At 59.0% G+C, this 12,654-nt stretch carries 7 protein-coding genes, 5 pseudogenes and 1 riboswitch; of the genes and pseudogenes, 2 read left to right on the top strand and 10 right to left on the bottom strand.

The genetic code is table 11. The features are described from left to right. Positions 1–125: 125 nt before the first annotated feature. The 9 genes and pseudogenes from CINSTRO3249_RS06890 to moaA all read right to left on the bottom strand — a co-directional run. Positions 126–278 (bottom strand): annotated as a pseudogene (locus CINSTRO3249_RS06890) (tRNA-dihydrouridine synthase); the annotation flags it as partial. Positions 279–776: 498 nt separating this feature from the next. Next, positions 777–2,168 (bottom strand): annotated as a pseudogene (gene rhlE / locus CINSTRO3249_RS06885) (ATP-dependent RNA helicase RhlE). 215 nt (positions 2,169–2,383) lie between these two features. Then, a pseudogene (locus CINSTRO3249_RS06880) lies at positions 2,384–3,045 on the bottom strand (ATP-binding cassette domain-containing protein). Next, complete coding sequence (locus CINSTRO3249_RS06875; protein WP_074012721.1) at positions 3,042–4,040, bottom strand: D-cysteine desulfhydrase; 999 nt, start codon at positions 4,038–4,040, stop codon at positions 3,042–3,044. Before CINSTRO3249_RS06875 ends, CINSTRO3249_RS06880 begins: the two are co-directional and overlap by 4 nt. A gap of 18 nt (positions 4,041–4,058) precedes the next feature. Continuing rightward, positions 4,059–4,769 (bottom strand): Bax inhibitor-1/YccA family protein, encoded by a 711-nt coding sequence (locus CINSTRO3249_RS06870; RefSeq protein ID WP_074012720.1) that lies wholly within the window; start codon positions 4,767–4,769, stop codon positions 4,059–4,061. A 309-nt stretch (positions 4,770–5,078) separates the two neighbouring features. Further along, positions 5,079–5,511: pseudogene (gene moaE, locus CINSTRO3249_RS06865) on the bottom strand (molybdopterin synthase catalytic subunit MoaE). Beyond that, entirely contained in the window at positions 5,512–5,730 is a 219-nt protein-coding gene (gene moaD / locus CINSTRO3249_RS06860) for a molybdopterin synthase sulfur carrier subunit (protein ID WP_074012719.1), read from the bottom strand. After that, positions 5,727–6,209, bottom strand: coding sequence for a cyclic pyranopterin monophosphate synthase MoaC (gene moaC / locus CINSTRO3249_RS06855; RefSeq protein WP_074012718.1), 483 nt, complete (start codon positions 6,207–6,209; stop codon positions 5,727–5,729). The genes moaD and moaC overlap by 4 nt, the downstream gene beginning before the upstream one ends. A gap of 19 nt (positions 6,210–6,228) precedes the next feature. Next, positions 6,229–7,215 (bottom strand): GTP 3',8-cyclase MoaA, encoded by a 987-nt coding sequence (gene moaA, locus CINSTRO3249_RS06850; protein WP_074012717.1) that lies wholly within the window; start codon positions 7,213–7,215, stop codon positions 6,229–6,231. Beyond that, a riboswitch (molybdenum cofactor riboswitch) is annotated at positions 7,205–7,346 on the bottom strand. It overlaps the preceding gene by 11 nt. A 251-nt stretch (positions 7,347–7,597) precedes the next feature. Between moaA and yvcK the strand changes: the two genes are divergently transcribed. Further along, positions 7,598–8,506 carry a uridine diphosphate-N-acetylglucosamine-binding protein YvcK gene (gene yvcK / locus CINSTRO3249_RS06845; protein WP_074012716.1) on the top strand — a complete coding sequence of 303 codons (909 nt, stop codon included), beginning with the start codon at positions 7,598–7,600 and terminating at the stop codon, positions 8,504–8,506. A 467-nt stretch (positions 8,507–8,973) separates the two neighbouring features. Here yvcK and uvrB read toward each other — a convergent pair whose 3' ends face one another. Continuing rightward, positions 8,974–10,983 (bottom strand): excinuclease ABC subunit UvrB, encoded by a 2,010-nt coding sequence (uvrB, locus tag CINSTRO3249_RS06840; RefSeq protein WP_074012715.1) that lies wholly within the window; start codon positions 10,981–10,983, stop codon positions 8,974–8,976. 856 nt (positions 10,984–11,839) lie between these two features. On the opposite strand from uvrB, the pseudogene CINSTRO3249_RS06835 reads away from it, so the two are divergent. Next, positions 11,840–12,498, top strand: a pseudogene (locus CINSTRO3249_RS06835) (ABC transporter ATP-binding protein). Positions 12,499–12,654 lie beyond the last annotated feature (156 nt).

Genomic DNA, 12,654 nt, shown 5'->3' with positions numbered 1-12,654 from the left:
AATATGTCACCAGGGTTTAATCTGACGTACAAGCTGTAAGCTTAAGGCAGAGTACAAACTCACCGGTAACATCCCAATGATCAGTTGGGGATCATTAACCTTTGAAAGTCAATGATCAAGATATAAGGGCAGAGTCGATAGAAGGTTTTTTCCGGCAGCAGACCGTCCACCACCCGCAGAAATTCGGTGATGCACAAGTCGTAATCATTGATTTCGCACAGCAACTCGCGGACCAGCGCGTCAAGCACGCCTTCCATCGGAGCCAATACCACACGCATAACACCACCCGATAACCAGCAGGGGCGCAATACTAGGGGAAAACCGCCGCCAAATGCAATCGATAAGCGTGTGTGAGCCAAAGACATGGCCCGCCTGAAACACCGCGGCGCCGGGAAGATGAAGCACCGTGCTGTTATGCGGAGGTTGCCGGTAGGCACAAGCTGCTCGGGTTGCCGCTGTCGGGAATAGCCCCGTTGCCTGTCGGGCGGGCATCGGGTTGCCAGCGTCTAAAATAGCCCGACGCCTGCCGGACAAGTATCCGGTTACCGGCGTTGGGAATAGCCACGACGCCTGCCGGGCGGACATCGGGTTGCCGCTGTCTAAAATGGCCCCGACGCCGACAGGACGGCATGGGGTTGCCGGCGTCTGAAATGGCCCCGACGCCGGGCGGACAGCGGGTTGCCACTGTCTGGAATGGCCCCGACGCCGACAGGGCGGCATGGGGTTGCAGGCGTCTGGAATGGCCCCGACGTCGGGCGGACAGCGGGTTGCCGGCGTCAGCGGTTGCCGCTGCGGGTACCGCCGTTACCGGCATAATTGCCACCGCGACCGCTACGGGCACCGCCGTTACCGGCAGCATTCCCGCCGCGGGCAGCGCTATGGCCTGACGCGTTACGGCGAGGCTGTGCGCCATCGCGCCGCGGACCTGAACGGCTATCGCGCGCGGCATCGCCGGCAGGCGCACCGCGGCCGCCGCGAGCAGCGCCGCCGCCCCGGCTGCCGCGTCACTGCTGGATGGGCTCCGCTTTAATGCTGGGGTCTGGATCATAGCCCGGTAGCGCGATACGCGTGATGGGCTTTTTCAACAAACGCTCAATATCGCGCAGCAGGCCAAGCTCATCGACGCAGACCAGCGACAGCGCTTCGCCGGTAGCCGCAGCGCGGCCGGTGCGGCCAATGCGGTGAACATAATCTTCCGCCACCTGTGGCAATTCATAGTTCACCACGTGAGGCAGCAAGTCGATATCCAGACCGCGGGCGGCGATATCGGTGGCCACCAGCACGCGGATGCTGCCCTGTTTGAAATCCGCCAGTGCCCGGGTACGCGCGCCGTGGATCGCGGCAGCGGTAATACCGTCCTTGTTAAGCTGCTCCGCCAGATGATTGGCGCCGTGCTTGGTGCGGGTAAACACCAGCACCTGTTGCCAATTATTGCGGCCAATCATGTCGGAGAGCAGCTCGCGCTTACGCTTCTTATCGACCATATGCACGAACTGGGTGATCTGCTCGGAGGCGGTGTTGCGCCGCGCGACCTCAACCGAGGCCGGATTATCCAGCAGGCTGTTGGCCAGCGTTTTAATCTCATCGGAGAAGGTCGCGGAAAACATTAGGCTCTGACGTTTTGCCGGCAACAGTTTCATCACCCGGCGGATATCGTGGATGAAGCCCATATCCAGCATGCGATCGGCTTCATCCAGCACCAGAATTTCCACCTGCGACAGATCGACCGCGCGCTGATGAGCCAAATCCAGCAAACGGCCGGGGGTGGGTGGCCACCAGTACTTCTACCCCGCCGCGCAGCTTCATCATCTGCGGGTTGATGCTGACGCCGCCAAACACGACCAGCGAACGCAGGCTAAGATGAACGCTGTATTCGGTTATATTTTCGCCAATCTGCGCCGCCAGCTCACGGGTCGGCGTCAGAATAAGCGCCCGGACGGGCCGACGCTGTTTACCGGCCGGCGCCGGGCGCTGGTCGAGCAACTGCAGAATGGGCAGGGTAAAGGCGGCGGTTTTGCCGGTGCCGGTCTGAGCACTGGCCATAATATATCGCGGCCTTGTAAGACATAAGGGATGGCTTGCTGCTGAACCGGCGTCGGTTCGAGATAGCCCTTTTCCGCTAATGCGCGCAAAATCTCGGCACTCAGGCCAAGTGAATCAAATGACATAGACTGAAAAACTCCAGATCCGCCCCGACGACGACGGCCGAAGCCACGCTCAGGGGGATAATCAGATGGGAGGCAAAGCCTTACCATGGTGAACGGACAAAACATCAATAGCGAGATTGTAGCAAAATATCCGGCCGATGGGCACGAGTATCCGGTAAATAACTGTAATCCTTCCCGCCCCGCCGGGGACAAGGCGGTGGAGCGGGCCTTTGCAGTCAGGCGCAGAGAAATTTATTAAGAAAAAGCCGGGTGCGCTCATGGGCCGGATGCGCGAACACTTCGCGCGCGGGCCCCTGTTCCACGATATTGCCCTCATCCATAAAAATCGCGCGGTCGGCGACGTCGCGGGCAAACCCCATCTCGTGGGTGACGATCACCATGGTGCGACGCTCCTCGGCCAGCGCGCGGGCGATAGCCACCCGCTGCTGCTGACCGCCGGACAGCCGCTTGGGAAAGGCGTCCTCTTTACCGCTCAGACCCACCTTGGCCAGCAGTTCGCGCGCGCGCGCGCGACCACCTCGTCGCGTGGCTCCTTCTTCACCACCAGCGGCCCCTCGATGATATTGTCGAGCACCGAACGATGGGGAAACAGATTAAAATTCTGAAACACAAACCCGACCTGCTGGCGCAGGGCGCGGATTTGCGCTTTCTGGCCGCTAAGCGGACGGCTGGCGTCGATGGTGATATCCCCCACCTGGATGCTGCCGTCATCAGGCGTCTCCAGCAGGTTGATACTGCGTAACAACGTGGTTTTGCCGGACCCGCTGGGGCCGACTATCGCTAACACCTCACCAGGATCCACCGCCAGATTGATACCCTTGAGCACCCTGTGGTCGTTAAACGTCTTCACCAGGCCTTTGACTTCAATTGCGCTCATCGGGTCTCCAGATGATGATAAGCAAACAGCGCCGGCGCGCCGCCGGTATGTACGAACACCAGCGGCCCGTCGGGAAAACGGTCACGCTCCAGGCCATCAATCAAGCCTGCCATGGCCTTACCGGTATATACCGGATCCAGCACAATGCCCTCCAAACGCGCTAATAGCGCTATCGCCTCGCGGCCCTCGTCGTTGGGCAGACCATAGCCAGGGGCATAATATTCGTCCCACAGGGAAATTTCCGCGCTCGGCGGTGCGAGCGACAATTGTTCACTCACTTGTGCCACCAGACCCGCAATGAGGGGCTGCTGCTGTTGCGAGCGGCGCGAAACGGTAACGCCGATGAGCGCCGTTTCCGGCAACACGGCGGCCAGCCCGACCGCCAGTCCCGCGTGCGTGCCGCCGCTGCCCGAAGGCACCACCACCGCGCCCGGCTGAATCACCCCTTGACACTGATGGGCTATCTCCAACGCGCAACCGACGTAACCCAGCGAGCCCAGGGCGTTGGAGCCCCCCACCGGTATGACATAAGGCCGAAAGCCCTGTGCTTCCAGACGCAGCGCCGCATCGGCCAGCTGTTGGTCAGGCTGAGTCAGAGCCTCGCACGCGATAACCTCGCACTGAAACAAATCCAGCAACAAACGGTTGCCGTTGGTCAGGTAATTATCCCCGGACGTGCCGGTCGGCTGTTCCAGTAGCGCGACGCAATGCAAACCCAGTTTGGCCGCCAGCGCCGCCGTTTGCCGCACGTGGTTCGATTGGATAGCACCGGCGGTCAGCAACGTGTCGGCACCCTGGCGCAGCGCGTCAGCGGCCAAGAACTCCAGCTTGCGTAACTTGTTACCGCCCAGGCCCAGCGGGGTGAAATCATCGCGCTTGATGAAGATATCCCGCGCGAGAAAGTCTGACAGCCGGGGGAGATGCTCAAGCGGCGTCGGCGGGCCAATAACATCCAGCCGGGGGATGCCGGCCAACCGTTGGGCAAGATCGCTCATTGTATCCTCGACTCCGGCTTAGCGTCGATTGCCGAAAATACGCAGCAACATCAAGAACAGGTTGATAAAATCCAAATACAGGCTCAACGCACCGACGATAGAATATTTACGGAACTGATCCTTATTGTCCATCGACAGCTGGGCACCCATGTTCTTCAGTTTCTGGGTGTCATAGGCGGTCAGTCCGACGAACACCACAACGCCGATATAGGTTACCGCCCACATCAGCGCGGTGCTTTTCAGCCAAATATTCACCAGCGATGCCAGCACGATACCGATAAGCGCCATAAACAGCAGGTTGCCGAAACTGCTTAAATCCCGCTTGGTGGTATAGCCATACAGCGTCATGGCGCCGAACATGCCGGCGGTCACAACAAACGTGCTGGCAATGGAGGTGGCGGTGTAGGCGATGAAAATACTCGCCAGCGTCAGCCCGGTTAACGCCGAGTACAGCATGAAAAGCGACGTCGCCACCGCACCGCTAAGGCGGTTGACCATGCCCGAAATAACAAACACCAGCGCCAACTGGGCGATAATCAGACCAAAAAAGGTTATCTGACTTGAGAAAATAAACTGCAGCAGCACCGGGGTGCGGGCTGCGTACCAGGCCACGAAGGCGGTTAACAGCAATCCGCAGGTCATCCAACCGTAGACCTGCGCCATAAACGGCTGCACCGCGCTGTTGGCGCGTTCTACGATGGTACCCTGGGAGCGGGGAAAGCGATCCATGACTATCACCTATGAGTTAGCGAAAGAGTTATAGGCCGCACGCGAACTATCCCATGCCGCGCGGACGACCCACCTCTGTCAAGCATATCATAAAAGCGTGCCCGACGTAGAATGCCCCCTCGCATAAAAGCACGGTCGGCAGAGGATGTCCTCTTCACATAACCACGCGCTAGGCGAAGGCTGTTCCTTTGCATAACTGCGCGCCCGACCAAGGCTGTTCCCTTGCATAACCGCGCGCCCGACCAAGGCTGTTCCTTTGCATAACCGCGCGCTCGGCGAAGGCGGTCCCCTTTTATCGCGGCCGGCGGCTTAGCCGGCACCGTCTGTTTCACCGGCAGGGGGACAACCTTGCCAGCGTTCGGCCGCGCGTTGATCGCTGACGCGTGCGTCCAGCCAGCGGCTGCCGGCGGGGGTCGACTCCCGTTTCCAGAACGGCGCCCGGGTTTTGAGAATATCCATCATATATTCTGCGGCACTGAGCGCCGCTGACGCCAACAAAGACGATTCGCTCGCCGGCGCCGAGTTCACCGACGCGATGCAGTAAGGCGATTCGGGTCAGCGGCCAGCGCTCGCGCGCCTGCGCGGCGATCTCAGCCAGCGCTTTTTCGGTCATGCCCGGATAATGTTCCAACGTCAGGGTACTGACCTCGGCGCCCAGATTATGGTTACGCACTTTGCCGGTAAAGGTGACTACCGCGACGTCGAAATCGCCCTCGCCAACCTCAATCAGGGTAGCCTCCATTCAGCCTCCCGTGACCGGTGGGAAGAACGCCACTTCATCGCCGGCGGCCAGGGGGTGATCCGCCGTCACCAGCGATTGATTGACCGCCGCCAGCAATTTGCCCGGCTCCAGCGCCAGCGCCTGGCGCAGGGCTTCCACCGAAGCGAATCCCGCGTCGACCGATAAACGTTCAACACCGGTCAGCTCCCGGACCTGGGCAAAAAACAGCACCGTAATCACGCCTCATCCCCCGTGTAATCGCCGGATTTGCCGCCGCTTTTCGCCAGCAGACGCACCGGGCCGATAACCATATCCTTCTGCACCGCCTTGCACATATCGTAAATTGTCAGGGCGGCCACCGAGGCTGCGGTCAGCGCCTCCATCTCGACGCCGGTTTTACCGGTCAGGCGACAGACAGCGTCAATCCGCACCCGGTGCTGTTCGGTTTGTGCCGTCAGTTGCACCTCAACCTTGCTGAGCAACAGCGGATGGCACAAGGGAATTAACTCCCAGGTACGCTTTGCCGCCTGAATACCGGCGATGCGGGCGGTGGCGAACACATCACCTTTATGATGCTGGCCGTCGAGGATCATCGCCAGCGTGGCGGGCGCCATGGTGACATAGACGCTGGCGCGCGCTTCGCGCACCGTGTCGGCTTTGGCGGAAACATCCACCATATGCGCCTCGCCGCGCTCGGTAATATGGGTTAGTTGCGACATACGTTTTCTCCGGGCAGGCCTAGCCGCCGATATAAGACAGGTTGCGGGTAATGCCGGTATTGCCCTGATGCAAAAAATGGGTCTGTTTTTTATGCTGCAATCCGCCCGCGATACGGGTTTTCAGCGCTTCAAGCGTGGCGTCGCTGCCGAGCAAATCGCGCAGCGGAACACCGCCGTCGCCAAACAGGCACAGGTGCAGCTTGCCCAGCGACGACACGCGCAGGCGATTGCAGCTGGCGCAGAAGTCTTTGGCGTAAGGCATGATAAGGCCGATTTCGCCGAGATAATCTTGGTGGCGAAACACCAGCGCCGGGCCATCCGTGCGCCCGCGCGGCTGGCATTGCCAGCCGCGTTGCTCCAGCCGCCGGCGGATAAGCTCGCCGGAAACGTGACGCTCGCGGAACAGCGTACTGCCGTCGCCGGTTTCCATCAGCTCGATAAAGCGCAGCTGCAGCGGTCGCGATTTGATCCACGCCAGAAACGTATCCAGATGAATGTCGTTCACATCGCGCAGCAGCACGGTGTTGACCTTTACCTTGTCAAAACCGGCCTCGAAGGCGGCATCGATGCCGGCCATCACCTGATGGAATTTATCCTGGCCGGTAATGGCCTGAAATTGGCGGGCGTCCAGGCTGTCGACGCTAACGTTCAGCGCCGTGAGCCCGGCGTCACGCCAGGCCGCGACATCACGCGCCAGCCGATACCCGTTGGTGGTGACCGCGACGGTACGGATAGCCGGATTGGCGCGCACCGCCGCAATAATGTCGGTGAAATCCCGCCGCAGCGACGGTTCGCCGCCGGTCAGGCGGACCTTTTCGGTCCCCAGCTCGGCAAAGGCGCGGGTGACGCGACGGATCTCGTCCAGCGATAGAAAGCCGGTATTGCGGGTGCCCTGCGGGCGATAGCCGTCTGGCAGGCAGTAGGTGCAGCGGAAATTACAGACGTCCGTGACTGACAAGCGCAGATAGTAAAATCTGCGCTCAAACGCATCGATGAGTTGTGGCACAGTAACACCTTTCCAAATACGGGAGATGCCGGCATTTCTACCCTGCACCCTGGTGGCTTCGCCACGGCCAGAACGCCATATGGCTCAGACACGGGCCACTTAGGCGTAAAGGCTAGGAGTTATGTATACCTTGACGCCCAAAGGGGCGAAAAGGAATGCTTGACTGGTTACTATAATAGCCTTAAAGCCACGCGGTTACCATGCGTACAGCGTCAAAAACCGTTATATAAAAATATATATAACGTTGAAATTGCAATATTTTTTCCATTTAAGTTGCCAAAAAACGCTTATCGGCGCGCGACCCGGTTCGCTTTTGCCGGCAAATCCGCTATTTTATGCCACACTCAGCCTCAGACACCCGCTTCATACCATCAGGAGACCTATGCGCAACCGAACGTTAGCCGATCTGGATCAGGTGGTCGCCCTGGGCGGCGGCCACGGCTTGGGCCGGGTCATGTCTGCGCTTTCCTTTTTGGGGTCACGGCTGACGGGCATCGTGACCACCACCGATAACGGCGGCTCCTCCGGCCGCATCAGGCAATCCGAAGGCGGCATTGCCTGGGGCGATACCCGCAACTGCCTCAATCAGCTGATAGCCGAACCGAGCATCGCCTCGGCAATGTTTGAATACCGCTTCGGCGGCCAGGGCGAATTGGCGGGCCATAATCTGGGCAAGATGTTGAAGGCACTGGACAATCTCAGCGTCAGGCCGCTCGAAGCCATCAACCTCATTCGCAACCTGCTGAAAGTCAATGCCAGCCTGATCCCGATGTCGGAACAGCCGGTGGATTTGCAGGCCACCACGCTGTCCGGCGACACCGTGTACGGTGAAGTGGCCATTGACCGGCTGGCCGAACTGCCTGTCCAACTGACGTTGACGGCGCCGGTGACCACCACGCGCGAAGCGCTGCTGGCCATCGCCGGCGCGGATCTTATTATCATCGGCCCGGGCAGTTTTCTGACCAGCCTGATGCCGCTATTGCTGCTGGAAGATCTGACGCAGGCGTTGCGCCGCACCCGCGCGCCGATGATTTACCTTGATAATCTGGGTCGCGAGCTCAGCATGGCGGCGGCGAATATGACGCTGGCGCGGAAAGTGCACATGATGGAGCAGGCCATTGGCCGGGAAAAGGTGATTGACGGGGTGATTATCGGGCCGGCCACGGCGGCGGAAAATCTGGCGGATCGCGTCATAATTCAACGGCCGTTGGCGGCGCAGGATGAGCCCCACCACCACGATCGGGCGCTGCTGCGCCAAGCGCTGGATCTGGCGCTGCAGTCCCTCGGGTGACCGTCGACGCCCGGTCCACCGGGCGCAGGCTGGCAAACCACATTAGGCGCACCCGCCCTGGAAGGCTCTCCTTAAACGTCCGCTGTGCGGCGGTGCCTATCCTGACGATTAAGCCAACGCGCTCAGCCCTTGCGCGCCCGGCGCAGGCGCCCTCCAACGGCCACCGCCAAGCCACCCGGCGCGAAACGTCCGCTCTGCGGCGGCGCCTATCCTGACGATTAAGCCAACGCGCTCAGCGCCTTGCGCGCCCGGCGCAGGCGACCCCCCAGCGGCCACCGCCAAGGCACCCGGCGCGAAACGTCCGCCCTGCGGCGGCGCCTATCCTGACGATTAAGCCAACGCGCTCAGCGCCTTGCGCGCCCGGCGCAGGCGCCACCCCAGCGGCCACCGCCAAGGCACCCGGCGCGAAACGTCCGCCCTGCGGCGGCAAGCTCGGCGGCAGTGGCTGACGCGCTGGGGGCGAGGCGTCAGGAAACGGCGATAAATTGCTCACGCAGCGCGTGGATCTGATCGCGCACGCTGGCGGCCTCTTCAAATTCCAGGTTCTGCGCATGCTGCTGCATGCGGGTTTCCAGCTCGCGGATCTTCTGTTCCAGCGCTTTCGGCGTCAAATCGCCATACTTCGCCGCCGCCTCCATCGCCTTGCGTTTTTTGTGCTTGGCATGCGCCGGCGACTGGCCCAGCTCCATGATATCGGCAATGCGCTTATTCAGCGCCTGCGGCACGATCCCGTTGGCCAGATTATAGGCATGCTGTTTCTCGCGCCGGCGTTCGGTTTCCTCAATCGCGCGCGCCATGGACGGCGTGATTTTATCGCCGTACAGGATAGCTTTACCGTTGAGGTTACGCGCCGCGCGGCCGATGGTCTGAATAAGCGACCGCTCGGAGCGTAAAAAGCCCTCTTTATCGGCGTCCAGGATCGCCACCAGCGACACTTCTGGCATATCCAGCCCCTCACGCAGCAGGTTGATGCCGACCAACACGTCGAATTCGCCGAGACGCAAATCGCGGATAATTTCCACCCGCTCCACGGTTTCAATGTCCGAGTGCAAATAGCGCACCCGTTCGCCGTGCTCTTCAAGATATTCGGTCAAATCTTCCGCCATCCGCTTGGTCAGGGTGGTGACCAGCACCCGCTCGTTAATCTGCACCCGGCGGCGAATTTCCGACAGCAGGTCGTCCACCTGGGTACTGACCGGCCGCACCTCAATGAGCGGATCCAGCAAACCGGTCGGCCGCACCAGCTGATCGATGACCTCATTGCCGCACATCTCCAGTTCGTAGGGCCCGGGCGTTGCGGAAACATAAATGGTCTGCGGCGCCAGCGCGGCGAATTCTTCAAACTTCATCGGCCGGTTATCCAGCGCCGACGGCAGGCGAAAACCATATTCCACCAGGGTTTCTTTACGCGCCCGATCGCCACGATACATGCCGCCGATTTGCGGAATGGTGACATGGGATTCGTCCACCACCAGCAGGCCATCCGCCGGCAAATAATCAAACAGCGTCGGCGGTGGCTCGCCCGGCCCGCGCCCGGACAGATAGCGGGAGTAGTTCTCGATCCCCGAGCAGTAGCCCAGTTCGTTCATCATTTCCAGATCGAAGGCGGTACGCTGGGACAGGCGCTGCTCTTCCAGCAACTTGCCACTGGACAGCAGCGACTGGCGCCGTTCGGCCAGCTCCACTTTAATCTCTTCCATTGCCTGTAACAGACGCTCGCGCGGGGTGACGTAATGGGTCTTCGGGTAGATAGTGTAACGGGGCACTTCCTGATCGACGTGACCGGTAAGAGGATCAAACAGCGACAGGCGCTCGACTTCTTCGTCGAACAGCTCAACGCGCAGCGCCACTTCATCGGATTCGGCGGGGAAAATATCGATAACTTCACCGCGCACGCGGAAGGTGCCGCGCTGAAAAGCCTGATCGTTGCGCGTATATTGCAGCTCCGAAAGCCGGTTAATGATGCTGCGCTGAGAGACTAACATGCCGCGCGTCAGGTGTAGCATCATCTTCAAATAAGCGTCAGGATCCCCCAGACCATAGATAGCGGAAACCGAGGCAACCACGATAACATCGCGTCGCTCCAGCAGCGCCTTGGTGGCGGATAAACGCATCTGCTCGATATGCTCGTTAACCGACGCATCCTTTTCGATAAAGGTATCAGAGCTGGGCACATAGGCTTCCGGCTGATAATAATCGTAATAAGAGACAAAATACTCCACCGCATTATCGGGGAAAAACGCCTTCATTTCGCCGTACAGCTGCGCCGCCAGCGTTTTATTGGGCGCCAACACCATGGTAGGACGGTTCAAGTCCGCTATCACATTTGCCACGGTAAAGGTTTTCCCCGACCCGGTCACGCCAAGTAGCGTTTGATGGGCCAGACCATCCTCCAACCCTTCCTCCAGGCGACGAATGGCCTCCGGCTGATCGCCGGACGGTTTAAACGATGAAACCAGTTTAAATGCTTTACTCATGTGTAATAACTACCTGCTGGAAATGTGGGTGGCGGGCTACTCTATGAGTATGGGAACACTCGGGCTATTTTACCAGTGGATAACCACTGGATACAATACCAGTAATCAAACAGATTATAGCCACAAAAATGCATTTCCAGTGAAGGGAAAATATGTTGACTTTGAGCGGAAAAGGTGATTAACCCACAGGGGATGGGACGGTGCGCGAAGCCCCCCGATGACGAAACAGAGGCGTCCCGCGCTGCGCTTACAAATTTACTTGATTTTACATAAATTGTTGTAAATACGCGAATAAAAAAAAGCGTGGAGAATACAGGCAAAACGCAGGCAACCCGCGCCCGCTCTCGCCCCGGCGGGTTTTTCTAAACCTAATGCACACGGTTATCCACAGGAATAGTGGATAACTCCTACCGCCCCGCTTATAGCTTGCGTTCCACAAAATTGAATAACTTGAAAGAAAGATGACAAAATGGTTTTTTTTTAGCTATTTTTTGTCTTTATTTTGGGGCTCGTTATGCCAAAAATAACTAAACCTTACCTATAACTTTAGAGAGCCGTGAGCGTGCAGAGGGCAACGGCGCATCTTAATCGTGTCAGCGGCAACGCTTGCACCACAAAAAATCACCCAAGGCACCGACAAAGTGCATTATTCCGCACTTTGTCCGGCAAAATTGCTACCGAAAACCCTTTTTATCCTGCCAAAGACCCGCCATCTTAGTGCATCCTGCCGCTGATGCCGCCGGTGACCACGGTTGGCCTGATAGTTGCTACAACCATTGGCCGGCAGATCGACGTCGCCCGCACCGGTACCCAAGGAACCGACGACGGTTATTTTACAAGGGGAGACAGCTAGCCTATGTTACGAATGCACGCGATAAATCAGTCTTATGGCCCGAGGCAAATTCTGCGAGACATCCATCTGGAGTTGCCCCATGGTCAATGCACTTGCCTGCTGGGACGCAACGGCGTCGGTAAAACCACCTTAATCAATTGCATTATGGGGCATGTACCGGTCAGCAGCGGCAGCGTCACCTGGCAGTTGCGGGGGGAACAAGCGCAGGATCTGTTGGCGCATCCCGCCGAGGCGCGCGCATCGCTCGGTATCGGTTACGTGCCGCAGGGCAGGCAGATTTTTTCGCAACTGAGCGTGGAGGAGAACCTGCACGTCGCCCTGCTGGCCGGGCGCAATCATAACCGGCAGGTGCCGGAAATGGTCCATAATCTGTTTCCGTTTCTCTACGCCAGACGGCGCGCGCGTTGATGCCGAAACCCGAGCTATTAATTCTCGATGAGCCTACCGCCGGTTTGCTGCCGGCGGCGGCACAGGAATTCGGTCACATTTTGCGGCGCATGCAGCATGAGTTCGGGCTAACGTTGTTACTGGTGGAACAGCAATTACCCTTGGGTGTTGTCACGGGCGATCGTTATTACCTGCTGGAAGGCGGCCGCAACGTGGCCCAGGGATTGTTGGACGAGCAAGACAATGCACTGATCCAAGGCTATTTGGCGAGCTGAAACACCCCGCAATGCCCCCCTGCTGCTGCCTTATATCTTGATCATTGACTTTCAAAGGTTAATGATCCCCAACTGATCATTGGGATGTTACCGGTGAGTTTGTACTCTGCCTTAAGCTTACAGCTTGTACGTCAGATTAAACCCTGGTGACATATT

The organism is Candidatus Sodalis sp. SoCistrobi (assembly GCF_900143145.1).
Classification (GTDB): Bacteria; Pseudomonadota; Gammaproteobacteria; order Enterobacterales; family Enterobacteriaceae; genus SoCistrobi.
This window is presented reverse-complemented; position numbering and strand designations above follow the sequence as displayed.